We start from the raw sequence: 15,809 nt of genomic DNA, 5'->3' as shown, positions 1-15,809 counted from the left end.
AAATCATTACATTACTCATTAACTTTTTCTAAATACATTGATCTTTCCCTAATGAAGCCCATACGTGTACTATTTGTTTCTGCTTGTATTTTTCTATTAACCAATTGCCAGTTTTTTAAAAAAGAACCAGTCTTATTTACCTTGCTTGCCCCGCAGGATACCGGAATTGCTTTTAAGAATACGATAACTGAAACCGATTCTTTAAACATATTAACCTACGGGTACATGTATAATGGGGGAGGAGTGGCCGTTGGCGACGTGAACAACGATGGCTTACCGGATCTTTACTTTTCGGGTAATATGGTTTCGGGCAAGCTGTACCTGAACAAAGGCAATTTTAAATTCGAAGATATTACGGCCCAATCGGGTACCACAACTAACTTATGGGTGAACGGGGTAACCATGATCGATATTAACCAGGACGGCTTGCTGGATATTTACGCCTGTACCGTTAATCCGGCCGCAGATACCACGTACACGCCCAATCTGTTATTTGTAAATAAAGGTATGGATGCTGCCGGCAAGCCGGTTTTTAAAGAAGAAGGAAAAGCCTATAATCTGGCCGATGAAGGAAATAGTACCCAGGCGGCGTTCTTTGATTATGACAAAGACCAGGATTTAGATATGTATCTGTTGCGGAATGCCACCGACAATTTTGATAATCCGAATGTTTCCCGCCCTAAAATTACTAATGGTACTTCCCGGAGTACGGATAAATTGTTTCGCAACAATGGTAATAACACGTTTACGGATGTGTCTAAAGAAGCCGGTATTCTGATAGAAGGCCGGGGATTGGGTATTGCTGTGAGTGATATTAACCAGGATGGTTGGCCCGATGTTTACGCGGCCAATGATTTTTTAAGTAATGATTTGCTTTGGATTAATAATCAGGATGGCACCTTTACGAATAAAATCAGCCAGTACTTAAAACATACCAGCTACAACGGCATGGGCACCGACATTGCCGATTATAACAATGATGGTTTGCCCGATATCATCGAAATGGACATGCTGCCGGAAGACAACAAACGGCAAAAATTAACCATGGAAGCGCCCAATTACGAACGTTTTAGTTTAACCAAGCGCCTGGGTTACGAATATCAATACGTGCGTAATACCCTGCAATTAAATAACGGCAACGGTACTTTCAGTGAAATTGGTCAACTGGCAGGTGTTTACGCCACCGATTGGAGCTGGAGTGCCCTCCTGGCTGACTACGATAATGATGGCTGGCGCGATTTATTTATTACGAATGGCTACTTAAAAGACATGATCAACTTGGATTATATACATTACCAATCCCAACAATCGATGTTTGGTACGCAGGAAGCCATGGAAGCGAAGCTAAAAAAAGAATTTAATAAATTGCAAAGCGTTATTGTGCCTAATTATATCTACCAAAATAAGCATGATTTAACTTTTGAAAATAAAACTACTAAATGGGGCTTAGAAAAGCCTTCTACCTCTAATGGGGCCGCTTACGCCGATTTAGATAACGATGGTGATTTAGATTTAGTAATTAATAATTTAAACAGTGCTGCTTTTGTATACCGCAACAACACCGAAACGGTACAACCTGCAAATTTTATAAAGCTGAATTTGCAGGGGCAGAAACCAAACCAGGAAGGTATAGGAGCTACTGTAAAATTAAAAAGTAAAGGCCAGCAGCAATTCTACGAACATTACCTGACGCGCGGTTATCAGTCTTCTCAGAGTAAAAACATTCACTTTGGTTTAGGCAAAGTAACTACCGTTGATTCGCTGGAAATAAATTGGCCGGATGGCCGGTTTCAGTTGCTAACAAACGTACCCGCTAATCAAACCCTTAAATTAAATCAGGAAAATGCGGTTTTCCGGAAGCTTAAAGTTGAACCCGAGCCAGCGCCGCTTTTCCGGAAAGTAAACGCCGAGTACGGAATTGCCTTTAAACACGAGGAAAACGATTACGTTGATTTTAAAAACCAGCCTTTGCTGCCGCACAAGTACTCGCAAACCGGCCCAGGATTGACCGTGGGCGACGTGAATGGCGATGGCCTGGATGATTTTTACGTGGGCGGTTCGGGCAATTACACGGGTACTATCTTTTATCAAACTAAACAAGGCCGCTTTACTAATAAACCACTAAGCCATATTCCTAATAAGGCAGACGACACAGGAGCTTTGTTCTTTGATGCCGACGGAGATGCAGATCTGGATTTATACGTTGTAAGTGGAGGAAATGAATTTAGAACCGACGCCAACCAATACCGCCATCGCTTGTACCAGAATGATGGAAAAGGAAATTTTATGCTCGATAGCCTGGCTTTGCCCCGTATAGTTGCCAGTGGTTCGTGCGTAACTGCGGCTGATTTTGATAAAGACGGAGACCTTGATTTATTTATAGGCGGCCGAAACGAACCACAAAAATATCCGTTGCCAGGTCAGAGCTGTATTTTGCGTAACCAGGGTGGCCGTTTCTCCAATGTAACAAAACAGGTATGTCCAGAATTAGAACGTGCCGGAATGGTAACTTCTGCCCTTTGGACAGATTTTGATAACGATAACCAAATTGATTTATTGGTAACCGGCGAGTGGATGCCGATTTGCTTTTACAAGAACAATAAAGGGAATTTTACCAATGTTACCGCCTCTATGGGTTTGCAAAATTCCAATGGCTGGTGGAACAGCCTGATGGCCGGTGATTTTGATAATGATGGCGACATGGACTACGTAGCCGGTAACTTAGGACTTAACTCCAAGTACAAAGCCAGTCCGGAGCAACCCGTTAGCGTGTACGCCAAAGATTTTGATAAAAACGGCAGCATTGATCCGGTAATAAGTTATTTTATTCAGAATACCAACTACCCAGCCCCGCCGCGTGATGCTCTTACCGACCAGATAGTAGCCATGCGCCGCCGTTTTCCCCGGTACTCTGATTATGGCACCAGTTCTATGGATGCACTTTTTACCGACGAAGAATTAAAAGATGCTACTAAGTATAAGAGCTACACCTTTGCCAGCAGTTATATCCAAAACAACGGCAACGGAAAATTTACCCTGCAGCCTTTACCCATAAATACCCAGTATGCACCGGTTTTTGGAATGAACGTTGCCGATTTTAATTACGATGGTAACCTGGATATTTTATTAGTCGGGAATTCTTTTGCGACTGAAACAGCATTGGGGTATTACGATGCCTCGAATGGTACTTGTTTGTTGGGTAACGGCAATGGCACATTTAAAACAATACTCCCTAAAGCAGCCGGCCTGAAAGTTTCCGGTGATGCAAAGGCCATCGCCCGGGTATTAAATAGTAAAAATCAGCCCTTAGAAGTAATTACTTGTAATGCCGATAGTTTACAGGTGCTACAGGCACTAAATCCAGTTGGCAAAAACCAGGTTATCCGTTTAAGTCCCATGGATGCCTATGCGGATCTGGTATTTAAAAACGGAAAAAAAAGGCGGGAAGAATTCTTTTACGGAGCAGGTTATCTCTCTCAGTCCAGCCGCGCAATTGTAAGTGCTGAACTTGCCACAGTAGCCATCACAGATTTTAGCGGCAAGCAACGGCAGATTAAACTTTAATTAAAGTGCGTTCGAGATCAAGACTTGTCTGCACTAATAATAACTAAAAGTGCTAGCATGAAAGATAAAATTTTGTTTGCGGGTTTTTCCTTTCCATTTTAGTCATCCTTTAAGGATATAACCAGCAGGTAACCGATTATATTCCTACAGAATGACGTAATTAAAGATGAAGGCGCTTTAATTCTTTTCTTATCTCGAACGCTCGTTAAATAGAAATAATGACTATTTATTTGCTGATTTGCTGGTATTTTCTTTATAAGGTAGAACCAGTTAGCTAATTACAAAGATACCAGTTTGGCTCTCTCGGGCCTTTTAGCGTTCCGGTGCTGCAAAGCAGCATGGCGCAACGGAGTGAGCCAAGGTTCGCTAAACCGCCCTCAACAGCCAAACGAGGCCCGCCGGCCACAAGGCAAACTTGAAGTATAATAGATAGAACTATTACCTGGAGACTTGAAAAGGCTCCAAACACAAGCCTTTCATAAGTCTTTATAATTAGATTTGGTAAAAGAAAAAGGCTTTAAAAATAAAGGCAGTACCCGCTTACAGGTACTGCCTTTATTTTTAGAATCAAAGTATCGAAGCTGCTATCCGGAATTAGTGGTGAAGACACCATTAATGGCGACGTACTTCAATCTTATTGCATAGTCTAATCAGCTTCTTCAAAAAATTAGATTTAATTTTTAAATCTGCGAGTAGGAGGTAGGTGTTAAAAAAGTACGGGTAATATTCGATACAATTTTAGCGTCGGCGTACTCGGGCATACCGCTTATTTTTTTCCATTCTTGGTCGCCTCCAAAGGCTTTCCAGTTACGGTCGTGTTCGGCCATGTCGTCGAAAGTAAGCAAATATGTTAAGTTAGGACGCATTTCGCCAATTAAGGCTTCGCCAAAAAATACCGGGGTTAAACCTACCCGCTTAAATATGGCAATTTCGCCAATGTTAAACATTTCAATCTTCTTTTTACCGGCGGCTTCGCTGGCGCTTTCGTAACGGCGAAGTTCAAAAATACGAGGTTTGTTGGCAGGTATTTCCATTTTAGGCATTCCGGAAAAAGCCTCCAGCAATGAGCTTTCAATGCGCTCGTAAGCCGGTTCAGTTGCCGGAGCGTTTAAATAAGCGGCCCCTTTTTGTTGAAAAGTGGCATCGGCCAGCAGCCGTTCGTTAGATTTACTAAAATCATCCAGCGACTTGTACGGAATAATAGCGTAAATTTTGGTTTGGCCAGTAGGTTGTTGTTCCGTAAAAACGCCCACATTTTTACTGCCCAAACGATTAAGCGCCGGGATAGCCGCATTTTGAAAATAATCTTCGACTAGTTTTTGCTGAGTTTCGTTTTTTAAGGTGTATACCCGCAGTTCGTAGTATTCAGGTTTATTGGCTTTTTGTTTTACCGAAGCCATAGCAGGGTTTAAAAATGGAACAGCACTAGTAAGGCAGCCGCTCAGGAGCGAAGCTTTTACGAAAGTCCGTCGTTTCATCATAAAGTAAAAAAATTATGTAAATGGTAAGTTATAGCGAGTTTAAATCAAAGCAAATCACAATATCGCAAGAAAAAACAACTAGTTACTAGGTTCTGGTTATTAGTAAATTTACTTTATTTTAAGTAAGTCAGCATTTGTTCCGCAACAAAGCGGTTTCCGGCGGCATTTAAATGTACCCGGTCAGTGGTTAAAATACCTTGTTCGGCATTTTCAGTGTTCCGTTCTTTTAGGTGGGCAGTAAATGCCTTACGTAAATCACAGAGTTTTACTTTAGTATCGCGGGCTACTTTCCGGCTGATAGCGGCATATTGGTCCAGCATAGCATCTTCGGCGTTGCCGCCATCGGTTTTTTCTCCGATTACGCTGGGGGTACACAAAATTACTTTTGCGCCGCTGGCTTTAATTTGGTTAATAATATCTTTTAAACCGGCTTCGTACGGTTCAACGGCGGTTCCTCCGGCTTTATCTTTGCAGCACGGATGGGTAAAATGCCACACATCGTTAATGCCAATGTAAATAAAAACTAAGTCTGGATTTTTGGCGAGGACATCGGTAGCAATTCGTTTTTGTAAATCGGGTACTTTGTTGCCGCTTATTCCTGCTCCAACCAAGTTATATTCATCTGATTTACCTTTCTTTGCTAATTCCTGATTTAATATATCAATATAACCGCCGGGTTGTACGGCTGCCTGGGTAATGGAATCACCAAAAAAAACAACGGTTTTGGCTTTAGGTGCGGAGGTAAATGCCCAAATAAGACCTAGGAGCAGGAAAAAAGGAAGTGCCAAAAAGCGGGTGTGTTTCATATAATATGTATAAAATAATAGTTTTACAAAATTACTTTTATCTGTTAAGCCAGCACTATCCTGTAAAGCAATAGTGGTAGCAGAATCCTGAATTTGATTCTTTTTTTGTACAAAACAAATTTGCTGTTCGGAAAAATTTTAACTTGGAGGTTTATTAAGAAAAGAGTCTCCGGGAACAAAAAAATAGTTAAATAGTTTATGTAATTAATAAAGGAGGTGTTTTATCTGAAAAGTAAGTACTTATCAGGTAATTAGCTCCCTTGATAGTAGTACTTAGTACCGAATTAAAATCTACGTTCATGCTCGCTCCATTGGTTGTTCATTCTCCTATTAAATGTAAATGCTTAATTATAGACGACGATATTTTTTCGACAAAGATTATTCAGAAATTTGTATCTAATACCGATTTTTTAGATCTGATGGGTACGGCGAATGGAGGAATTGAAGCTGCCCGAATGCTAAGAGATACTCCGGTAGATATTCTGTTTTTGGATATGGAAATGCCGGATATGTCGGGGCTGGATTTACTAAGTACAATCAGCAACAAAGATTTCCTTGTGATTGTAACTAGTGCCAGCCGGGAATACGCCGTAGAAGCTTTCGAAAAAAACGTGATTGATTACCTGGTAAAACCCATTACCTATCCACGGTTTCTCATTGCTGCCCAAAAAGCGTACGACAGATTAAGCCAGCGCCAGTTTACCAATACACCGGTCGCCGATTTTACCTTTGTGAAAGTTGAGCAGAAGCTTGTAAAGATATATTTTGCTGATATTCAATACATAGAAGCTCTCGGGGATTACGTACACATTGTTTCTCATAACAAGAAAACCATTGTGTATACCACCATGAAAGCGATTGCCAATCGTTTCCCGGTTAATAAATTTATCCGGGTGCACCGTTCTTTTATCGTTAATTTAGATGCCATTACAGCAGTAGAAGATAATAACGTAACCATCGGCTCTAAATTTATTCCAATTGGGGCTACTTATGCCAAAGGCGTATTACAACTGCTCAGTAAATTTTAAATACTCTGATTTCTTTCGTACAAATTATTTAAATCGGCCTGAGCCAATTCTACCAGATACCCTGCAATATTGGTTGAGGTAGCTTCCAGAAATCTTTGACCTTTTTCGGGGGTGGAGCGAGCCGGATTACCAACACCAGTATCGTTGGTAGCTTTGGTCCAGGCGCGGGGAGTCCAGGCCCAACCTTCCTGATGCGCCTTTAATTTTAATTTATTACTTTTTCCTAAGCCAGCTTCCGATAAGGGCAATACCCAATCGGGAGTCACATGCATTACCGCACTGGTTTCGAGTTCGCCGGCATGGTCGCCGGGTTCATCAAAAAAATCGGTATCCTTTGCAGTTCGCCACCAATTAACCGTAGAAATAAACATATCCGGATGGCTACCCTGCAATTCCCGGATTATCTGCCGGAAATCGTTGCCACCATGGGCATTTAGAATAACCAGTTTTTTAATGTTTTGCCCCGAGAGCGAATCAACAATATCGCGCAGTACCAAGGCCTGAGTAGCCGGGTTCATATTTATGGTAAATGGAATATCTAACTGGCCCGTATTAACGCCAAACGCAATAGAAGGCAGCACCATTACTTTAGTATCTTGTCCCCAGGCCAACCGGGCTGCCTCAGCCGCTACGTGTTCGGCCAGAATAGTATCGGTGGCGTATGGCATATGGTAATTATGGGCTTCGGTAGCTCCCCAAGGCAATATTGCTACTTTATAGCGATTCTCTTTAACGGTTTTCCAGTTGGTTTCGGAAAGAATATAAGGTCTGGGCGACATAGCTTTCGGAGTTTTTGTCAAAATGTTGAGCTGTTTAAAAAGTTAAATTAAGAATTTTGCTTTACGTTAGGTTCGCGTGTGGGTTAAAATGTTTTCCGAAAGTTTGCTTCTGGAGCTAGTGATTGAAGCTGTGGTATCTAAGTGGTTAATAGGATAAGTCACCATTTTGTGGGGCTATCTAGCTTGACAAGTAACCAGTTTGCCTCGTTGCCAGCGGGCTTCGTTTGGCTCTCTCGGGCGGTTTAGCGAACCCTGGCTTGTCGCACTGCGCCATGCTACTGCGTAGCACCGGAACTCTAAAAGACCCTCCACAGCCAAACTGGTGTAAAGTGTACTTAGCTAAGGTTTTTACTTTTTTTTAGTATAATTAGATGGTATGAAGCCAAATTTATTAGAATTTGCTGAGAGGGGAAGCAGAATCAGGAAGTTTAATTCCGTTAATCCTTGTCATTAGTAGCAGCTCATTAAAATCATTATTCTTTTCCTTAATGATACAAGATGTAAAAGAAAAGCTGTAGCTATAAGCAACAGCCAAACGAGGCCCGCCGGCCACGAGGCAAACTCAGTTGTATCTAATAAGATGGAACCAGTACATGGAGAATTGGAAAGGCTCCAAAGAACAACCTCAAAGTGCGTTATTGCAACTACTTCTAACTATTTGGTATTATTCAGGTGCACTAAATCACGAATGAAAAAGCAACGTTAAAATTATCAGATGTTATAGAAGCCTTTTTAAGTGAAGCTTTAGCTAAATTCAAGAGTTGATAACTAGTAGAATTACCAAACCCAACTCAAAGATAAGTAGATAAAGCTTAAGCGATGCTTACCGATTTTTCGCCGGCGGGGGCAGTGGTCGACTTAGGTTCTATGTCGAAGAGGAAGTGGTTGAGTTTAGAACGAAGATCGGCTGCAGCCAGGTTACGGTACACTTCGCCGTTGCGTACCAGCGCAATTTGGCCGGTTTCTTCCGATACTACCAATACTACGCTATCTGTTACTTCGCTTAATCCAATAGCGGCCCGGTGCCGCAAACCCATGGAGGCAGGTACATCGTTGTTTTCGGTAACCGGTAAAATACAGCGGGCCGCTTTAATGCGATTATTGGCAATAATTACTGCTCCATCGTGCAATGGACTAGTTTTATTAAAAATAGAAAGCAATAAACGTTTCGATACCACTGCATCAATTAAATCGCCGGATTCGGCGTAAAATTTTAGTTCGGAGCTGCGGGCAAATACAATTAAGGCTCCAATATTTTTACCAGCCAACGATTTGGCCGCTTCAATAAAAGGAGTAAGATTAATACGGTTCTCGTTTTCGGATTTGCGCCACGGAAAACCCAGGAAAAATTTATCGCTGTTAAAAGGCGTACTTTTGCCAATCATCATTAAAAAGCGCCGGATTTCCTGCTGAAACAAAATAATCATGGCGAGTACCCCAACTCCCATAAATTGCCCTAAGATAATAGTGAGCAATTCCATACCGGCGGCTTTTACAACCAGGTACAACAGGTAAATAGAAAGCAAACCCACAAATATTTTAAGGGCTACACTACCGGTTAGCACTTTATATAACTGATAAAGCAATACCGTTACGAGCAAGATATCTGCTATATCGAGCCAGTTTATTTCTAAAAAACCAATGGTAAATAACGGTATCAAAATTAAATTCAGTTTATATAAAGTTACAGGTTAGAGGTTGCAAGTTGCAGGTTATAAGTTTATCTTAAATTATTTATTCTGTTTAGGTTTTAGTTAAAAAATTAGGTAACGTCTATTTTTAATATTTATTTCCGAATTATGTTGCCACTTCTTTTTTAAATTTTAACTAGTAATAAAACCAATACAAGTTGCTATCAACCGAGATGCCGTAATCATGCTATGAATCATTTAATAACATGAAACCTGCAACCTGTAACTTAGATCAACCTGCTTACCAATTTTATGGTTTGTACGGCCTCTTTTACGTCGTGTACCCGTAGAATGCTGGCACCTTGTAACAAAGCAACCGTATTTAAAGCAATGGTGCCCGGCAGAGCCTCCGAAGCTTCAATGCCCAGGGTTTTGTAAGTCATCGATTTGCGCGATAAACCAACCAAAATCGGTAATTCAAACAAGCTAAATTCGTTTAAGTTTCGCAGTAACGTAAAGTTTTGCTCTACGGTTTTGGCGAAGCCAAAGCCTGGATCTATAATAATATCTACTACTCCGGCGGCGCGTAGTTGAGCTACTTTGTGTTCAAAATACGTTACCAGCTCTACTATTAAATTATCGTAACTGGTTAACTGCTTCATGGTTTGGGGCGTACCCCGCATGTGCATTAAAATATACGGTACTTTTAATGTAGCAGCAGTGGCAAACATTTTATCATCCAGACTGCCTCCGGAGATGTCATTAATAATAGAAGCTCCGGCTTGTACGGCGGCTTGGGCTATCTCGGAACGAAAGGTATCAATTGAAATAAAAGTACCCGGAAAGGCCCTCCGGATGGCTTCAATGGCGGGTATCACCCGCGCCTTTTCTTCATCTACCGAAATATCGGTGGCGCCGGGCCGCGACGAATAACCTCCAATATCCAATATATCGGCTCCCTCTGCCAACATTTTTTCGGCTTGTGCTACTACCTCATCGGTGGTAGTGTGCCGACTGCCCTCGTAAAAAGAATCGGGCGTTACATTTAATATCCCCATTACTATAGGGGAAGCCAAAGAAAGGATTTTTCCGTGGCAGTTAAGCGTACTCTTTTTGTAAAAAAACGTATCTTTCGCCTTCAAACCGGGATATCTGTTTACGATTCTCTAAAATAAGCCGAAAAAGTTGATTAATCAAACGCTGTCCGAATATAAACGGGTTATTCAGGCCTGTCAGGAAATTTTTATTAAAAAAACTATTGATTACGGTACTGCCTGGCGCATTTTGCGCTTGCCTTCCATCACCGATCAAATATTTATCAAAGCCCAGCGCGTCCGATCTATCCAGGAAAAAGGCGTACAGAAAGTACCCGAGGATATTACCTCGGAATTTGTGGGAATTATTAATTATTGCGTGATTGCGCTCATGCAAATGGATTTGGTAGGCGAAACAGAACTGGAAATTCCTTCTGCTAAAGTAGCCGCCTGGTACGAGGCGCACATCGAAAAGAATATTCAGTTATTATTGGCAAAAAACCACGATTACGGCGAGGCCTGGCGCGATATGCGAGTTTCGTCTATAACCGATATTATTTTAATGAAGCTTTACCGCACAAAGCAAATAGAAGATAATCAGGGACAAACCTTGATCTCGGAAGGGGTAGAAGCCAATTACCGCGACATGATTAACTATGCCGTATTTGCACTTATAAAATTAAATTTTGGCAGCCATGAAATTAATTAGCAAACTAAGTTGGCTTTTTGTAGGCGGCCTGTTTATTTTTTCGGGTTTAATTAAAATAAACGATCCCGTTGGCACAGCCATTAAATTGGAAGAATACTTTGACGTATTTGCGGCCGATTTTGCTTCATTTTTTTTATTTTTTAAACCTTATGCGCTTTATTTCTCTATTTTTTTAAGTGCGCTGGAGATAATTTTAGGTGTGGCTTTGCTGCTGCGCTGGCGTTTGCGCCCGATTTTAAGAGGCTTACTGGTATTAATAATCTTCTTTACGTTTCTTACTTTTTACTCGGCTTATTTTAACAAGGTAACCGATTGCGGTTGTTTCGGCGATGCTATTAAACTAACTCCCTGGCAGTCGTTCTCGAAAGATATAGTATTGTTAATTTTAATTATAATATTGCTGGCCACCCGTCGCTATCTGCCCGAAACCAAAACGGCCAGAGTAGCAGGTGCATTAGTAGCTCTTACGGCTATTTTTTCGTTTGGCATTGGAATCTACGCTTATAACCACGAGCCGTTTATTGATTTCCGGGCGTACAAAGTAGGTAATAATATTCCGGCTTTAATGAAACCTTCTTCGCCGTTGCGTTACAAATACATTATGGCGAAAAACGGGGAGGAAAAAGAATTTGCCGATTATCCTACAGACTCGACCTGGAAGTTTAAACAGATGATAGCTATAAATCCGGAAGATGGTCCTAAGATTACCGATTTTAACGTTTGGAACGATCAAGGCGATTTTACCCAGGAAATTTTTAACGGTAATAAATTACTGATTCTGGTGCAGGATGTAACTAAAGCCAATACTAAGAGTTTTGCAGAAATTAATAAATTGATTGCGGCAGCCGAAAAGTCGAATAAGAATATTAAACCAATAATACTTACGGCGAGCAGCAGCCAGGATTTTGATGTATTCCGGCACGAGACTAATATAAGCGCGCCTTACTATTACGGCGATGCTACTGTTCTTAAAACCATGATGCGTGCGAACCCGGGTATTATGTTATTGAAAAACGGACAAGTAGCCGGTAAATGGCATTATAACGACACCCCAGATATTCAAACGGTAGACCAAAAGCTATGAATTGGCTGCGCTTCGTCGGGCAAAGATTAGTACATGGCCTGCTGATTATGGTGGGAGTAGTAATAGCCGTCTTTTTTTTGTTCAACGTTTTGCCCGGCGATCCGGTAGCCATGCTAGCTGGCCAGCGGAATGATATTGCTACCCGAGCGGCCATTACGGCCGATTTAGGGTTAGATAAACCTTTACCCGCGCAATTGTTATACTATCTCAACGACATCTCACCGGTTTCGGTGCATCCGGATACACCCGATAATCAACAGAAATATAAATATCAGCGGCTTTTTTTTATTACTAATAAAGCATTCGTTTTAAAACAACCTTACTTACGGCGGTCATTTCAAAGTAACCGACCCGTTACCGAAATTTTACTGGAGCATTTAGTAGGTACAATTTGGTTAGCGGGTGCCGCTATGGTAGTAGCTACTCTCTTCGGCGTATTTTTAGGCATTGCAGCCGCTCTTAAACCGCATAGCTTCCTCGACCATTTCTTAATTACAACTTCAGTGTTAGGAATTTCGGTGCCTTCGTTTGTGGCCGCTATTATAATTGCCCTTACGTTTGGCTTTTACTGGAGTAATTTTACTAGCCTGAGTCTTACCGGGCAGCTTTACGAAACCAATGCTTTTACAGGCCGGCATTTAGTTTGGCAAAATTTAATATTACCCGCCTTAGCTTTGGGTATTCGACCATTAGCCGTAATTATGCAGCTTACCCGGGCTTCGATGATTGATGTTCTAACCCAGGACTTTATTCGTACTGCCCGGGCCAAAGGCTTGTCTTACTACCAGGTTGTCTGGCGGCATGCTTTAAAAAATGCGTTAAATCCGGTAATTACGGCAGTTTCAGGTTGGTTAGCTTCGCTAATGGCCGGAGCCTTTTTTATCGAATATATTTTTAACTGGAAAGGCCTGGGTTCCGTTACTTTGCACGCCGTCGAAAATCTGGATTTTCCAGTAGTAATTGGCGCCACTCTGCTTATAGCCTTCTTATTTATCTTAATTAATATCCTCGTTGACTTGCTTTACGCCGTAGTAGATCCGCGGGTAAAGTTGTAACTCTTCCGCCCTAAAGGGCACCTCCCATAAAAACAGGGACGAAGAGGCCGTATAACCTTCTTAGTGCCTTGATAAAAGAATTTACTAGAGTATATCATTACTATTTTAATTATTTTAAACTTAATGAGAGGTGAGTAGTTTAACTGATTATTAGGGTTAGTGCGCGCATAGGGGTATAGAGAAAAATTGTTTTTAATACAGGAAGAAGTAAGATTAACGGAGTTTAATGCAAATGAACAGCTTCTTCTCCCTTGTTCTTAGGAGAGGTGTCGCAAGCCGAGGGGTAATATTAAGAGCTATAACCAAGATATAAATGCTACTTAGTGAACAAGTTAAGGCGAGTAAGTAAAACTTATCTCCTTCTTTCTAGCTTGCTAATGAAACTCTTAATACTTTTACAGCCATATTTAATAATATTTGTGACAGAAAGCCGTATTTATTTGGTAGGTATGCCAGGGTCGGGTAAAACTACTTTAGGCCGTCAACTAGCCACGCACTTACATTTGCCTTTTATCGATTTAGATCATTACATAGAAAGGAAAGAAGGCAAAAGTGTCCGGAAGATATTTGAAAAAACCGGTGAGTGGTGGTTTCGGAAAACCGAAGCGTTGGCATTGCGGCAAGCTACCGAAGAAAACGACCAAGCAGTAATTGCTACCGGAGGTGGCACTCCTTGTTTTGAAGGAAACATGGATTTTATTAATCGGCACGGGTTAAGTATTTACCTGCAGGTACCGGTAATTGAAATTTTATCCCGGATGAAAGCCGAAGGTATTGCGGTCCGGCCTTTGCTGGCCGGAAAGACGGATGCCGAATTGCATCAGTTTTTTTCCGAAACATTAGCCAACCGTCAACAGTTTTACTCGAAGGCAACTTTAACCTATGCCAGTTTAAATCCTACTGTTGCCGAATTGTTTCAGTTGGTAGATAACTGGCGACTAAAAAAGGTATAGCGGTGTGCTTTACCCTTTTTATAAAATGAATCTTTTTTACTTTATAAGTACGTTTAATTAATCGTTTGTTAAAGAGATGAAACCAAATCACAAAGGCTCGGCACAACTTTTTAAAAATCCGGTTCTGGAAAAACTAACGCATACGCATATTGCGTTGCCTATTTCCATATTCATAGTAATTGCTACCGGTCTTATTTATTACGGTTTAACCCACGGATTTATAACGGTTTTATCGGCTCTCGGACTTTTTATGGTAGGTTGGTTTATCTTCACTTTTGTGGAGTATATGGCCCACCGGCATGTTTTTCACATGGATACCGATACGGAAGTTAAGAAAAACATTCAGTACACTTTTCATGGCAATCACCACGATTATCCCAAAGATAAATCGCGGTTAGCCATGCCCCCCATTGTTAGTTTGTTTATATCATCGTTTTTCTTTTTTGTATTTAAGCTAATTTTTGGTTCGGCGGTATTCGGTATTTTATCTGGCTTTTTATTTGGCTACGCGGTTTATTTGTTCGTGCATTATGCTGTGCATGCCTACGCGCCACCTAAAAACTTCTTAAAAATTCTATGGGTTCACCATAGCATTCACCATTACAAGCACGATGATAAAGCTTATGGCGTTTCGTCGCCGCTGTGGGATTGGATTTTGGGAACTATGCCACCCGAAAAGTCTAAGTAATTTCAGGTTATTAAGTTTTAATCAGATTAAACTTTTCTAAAAACAAAAAGCTCCCGAAAAGGAGCTTTTTGTTTTTAGGGGTTATTCGTTTTACACTCTAGGTCCGCGTATTTTGCGTAAAATCCAGAGAATGAACAATACTACTACTACTATCCCAATAACGGCAGTCCACATGCCAGCTTTAAAAATGTCGCCGATTACCTCACAACTAGTTACAGTGAGGGCCAGAAACATAATAAATATCGGAAAAAAGTATCTAAAATTTTTCATAGTTAGTTGGTTATAAAGCTTGATAAATAAAGTTGATTTCCGGCGATTCTAATAAAAATAACAGAATAAACCAGTATATAGAAGTAATACTATAGCCAGAAAAAAAGGTTGGATAAATAGCGCTGGAAACGCTAAAATTATGTTTTTCTTCTTTTTTATCTCCCGGAAATGGTAACGCTGTAGCCACGGGAATTATTAAATTAAAGCCTTTTAGATTGTTCCCTTATTTCCTCATTAATTTTGTAAAGTTAAAGTCACAAAAACGCTTCAAAAACCAATTGATTTTCCGTTTCCTACTTTGCCTAGAGTATTTTTTGCCTAGAGTATTTAATATGGAGCATTACTAATTCCGGAGAAATTAGTAATGTTCCATATTAAATACCTGTACGAAAACAGAAAATAATAGCACCGAACTCAACTTTTATCGGGGTTTTTAGTAAACTTTTGTAAAACGACTCATTCATTTACTAACAAATAATTCCATGGCAGAAGAAAATAAAAAAGGTAAAACAATAAAAGACGACGAAGGTCATGAATTTACATTCGACGAAACAGCCGAATCAAATGAAGGTGATCTGCAGGTTTTGGATGTAACCGATGAAGAAGAGAAAAAGGGCGGTACCGTAACCGACGAAGAACGGCAAGCCAATTTTGATTTAGATTAGCTAATTCATCATTTGTAATTGAAAGCCGAACCAGTTAAGTTGTTGGCAATGAAGTTAGATAG

General features: G+C 40.8%; 17 protein-coding genes. 8 read left to right on the top strand and 9 right to left on the bottom strand.

Annotation, left to right across the window (positions count from 1 at the left end; genetic code table 11):
* Positions 1 to 51 precede the first annotated feature (51 nt).
* Entirely contained in the window at positions 52 to 3,564 is a 3,513-nt protein-coding gene (locus HUW48_RS18320; protein WP_182412316.1) for an FG-GAP-like repeat-containing protein, read from the top strand.
* 274 nt (positions 3,565 to 3,838) lie between these two features.
* On the opposite strand, the gene HUW48_RS27355 is transcribed toward HUW48_RS18320, so the two are convergent.
* From HUW48_RS27355 to HUW48_RS18310, 3 genes are all read right to left on the bottom strand, one after another.
* Positions 3,839 to 3,970 carry a hypothetical protein gene (locus tag HUW48_RS27355; RefSeq protein WP_262891455.1) on the bottom strand — a complete coding sequence of 44 codons (132 nt, stop codon included), beginning with the start codon at positions 3,968 to 3,970 and terminating at the stop codon, positions 3,839 to 3,841.
* A 274-nt stretch (positions 3,971 to 4,244) separates the two neighbouring features.
* Positions 4,245 to 5,045 carry an NIPSNAP family protein gene (locus HUW48_RS18315; protein ID WP_246343542.1) on the bottom strand — a complete coding sequence of 267 codons (801 nt, stop codon included), beginning with the start codon at positions 5,043 to 5,045 and terminating at the stop codon, positions 4,245 to 4,247.
* A gap of 113 nt (positions 5,046 to 5,158) precedes the next feature.
* On the bottom strand, positions 5,159 to 5,851 hold the full coding sequence (locus HUW48_RS18310; RefSeq protein WP_182412315.1) for an SGNH/GDSL hydrolase family protein: 693 nt from the start codon (positions 5,849 to 5,851) through the stop codon (positions 5,159 to 5,161).
* 299 nt (positions 5,852 to 6,150) lie between these two features.
* On the opposite strand from HUW48_RS18310, the gene HUW48_RS18305 reads away from it, so the two are divergent.
* On the top strand, positions 6,151 to 6,879 hold the full coding sequence (locus HUW48_RS18305) for a LytR/AlgR family response regulator transcription factor (protein WP_182412314.1): 729 nt from the start codon (positions 6,151 to 6,153) through the stop codon (positions 6,877 to 6,879).
* Here the strand turns inward: HUW48_RS18305 and HUW48_RS18300 are convergent.
* The 4 genes from HUW48_RS18300 to folP all read right to left on the bottom strand — a co-directional run bounded on the left by HUW48_RS18300 (position 6,876) and on the right by folP (position 10,431).
* Entirely contained in the window at positions 6,876 to 7,658 is a 783-nt protein-coding gene (locus tag HUW48_RS18300; protein WP_182412313.1) for a creatininase family protein, read from the bottom strand. The genes HUW48_RS18305 and HUW48_RS18300 overlap by 4 nt on opposite strands.
* 391 nt (positions 7,659 to 8,049) lie before the next feature.
* The gene (locus HUW48_RS18295; protein ID WP_182412312.1) at positions 8,050 to 8,211 is read right to left on the bottom strand and encodes a hypothetical protein; all 162 of its coding nucleotides are present in this window, start codon (positions 8,209 to 8,211) and stop codon (positions 8,050 to 8,052) included.
* Positions 8,212 to 8,470: 259 nt separating this feature from the next.
* The gene (gene cdaA / locus HUW48_RS18290) at positions 8,471 to 9,319 is read right to left on the bottom strand and encodes a diadenylate cyclase CdaA (protein WP_182412311.1); all 849 of its coding nucleotides are present in this window, start codon (positions 9,317 to 9,319) and stop codon (positions 8,471 to 8,473) included.
* A 257-nt stretch (positions 9,320 to 9,576) separates the two neighbouring features.
* Positions 9,577 to 10,431, bottom strand: coding sequence for a dihydropteroate synthase (folP, locus tag HUW48_RS18285; protein WP_182412310.1), 855 nt, complete (start codon positions 10,429 to 10,431; stop codon positions 9,577 to 9,579).
* Positions 10,432 to 10,474: 43 nt separating this feature from the next.
* Here folP and HUW48_RS18280 point away from each other — a divergent pair, with 43 nt between their 5' ends.
* The 5 genes from HUW48_RS18280 (at position 10,475) to HUW48_RS18260 (ending at position 14,812) form a co-directional block, all read left to right on the top strand.
* Positions 10,475 to 11,032: a DUF1599 domain-containing protein gene (locus HUW48_RS18280; RefSeq protein WP_182412309.1), complete on the top strand. Its 558-nt coding sequence runs from the start codon at positions 10,475 to 10,477 to the stop codon at positions 11,030 to 11,032.
* Positions 11,019 to 12,116: a BT_3928 family protein gene (locus HUW48_RS18275; protein ID WP_182412308.1), complete on the top strand. Its 1,098-nt coding sequence runs from the start codon at positions 11,019 to 11,021 to the stop codon at positions 12,114 to 12,116. Before HUW48_RS18280 ends, HUW48_RS18275 begins: the two co-directional genes overlap by 14 nt.
* Entirely contained in the window at positions 12,113 to 13,171 is a 1,059-nt protein-coding gene (locus HUW48_RS18270; RefSeq protein WP_182412307.1) for an ABC transporter permease, read from the top strand. Before HUW48_RS18275 ends, HUW48_RS18270 begins: the two co-directional genes overlap by 4 nt.
* A gap of 419 nt (positions 13,172 to 13,590) precedes the next feature.
* Positions 13,591 to 14,124: a shikimate kinase gene (locus tag HUW48_RS18265; protein ID WP_182412306.1), complete on the top strand. Its 534-nt coding sequence runs from the start codon at positions 13,591 to 13,593 to the stop codon at positions 14,122 to 14,124.
* Positions 14,125 to 14,200: 76 nt separating this feature from the next.
* On the top strand, positions 14,201 to 14,812 hold the full coding sequence (locus HUW48_RS18260) for a sterol desaturase family protein (protein WP_182412305.1): 612 nt from the start codon (positions 14,201 to 14,203) through the stop codon (positions 14,810 to 14,812).
* A gap of 90 nt (positions 14,813 to 14,902) precedes the next feature.
* Here HUW48_RS18260 and HUW48_RS18255 read toward each other — a convergent pair whose 3' ends face one another.
* Positions 14,903 to 15,082 carry a hypothetical protein gene (locus HUW48_RS18255; protein ID WP_182412304.1) on the bottom strand — a complete coding sequence of 60 codons (180 nt, stop codon included), beginning with the start codon at positions 15,080 to 15,082 and terminating at the stop codon, positions 14,903 to 14,905.
* Between the two features lie 10 nt (positions 15,083 to 15,092).
* Positions 15,093 to 15,269, bottom strand: coding sequence for a hypothetical protein (locus HUW48_RS18250; protein WP_182412303.1), 177 nt, complete (start codon positions 15,267 to 15,269; stop codon positions 15,093 to 15,095).
* 295 nt (positions 15,270 to 15,564) lie between these two features.
* Here HUW48_RS18250 and HUW48_RS18245 point away from each other — a divergent pair, with 295 nt between their 5' ends.
* Positions 15,565 to 15,747, top strand: a complete 183-nt coding sequence (locus HUW48_RS18245) for a hypothetical protein (RefSeq protein WP_182412302.1) — start codon at positions 15,565 to 15,567, stop codon at positions 15,745 to 15,747.
* The last annotated feature ends 62 nt before the right edge of the window (positions 15,748 to 15,809 follow it).

Source organism: Adhaeribacter radiodurans, assembly GCF_014075995.1.
Classification (GTDB): Bacteria; Bacteroidota; Bacteroidia; order Cytophagales; family Hymenobacteraceae; genus Adhaeribacter; species Adhaeribacter radiodurans.
The sequence above is the reverse complement of the archived record's forward strand: the minus strand, read 5'-3'. Positions and strand labels throughout refer to the sequence as shown.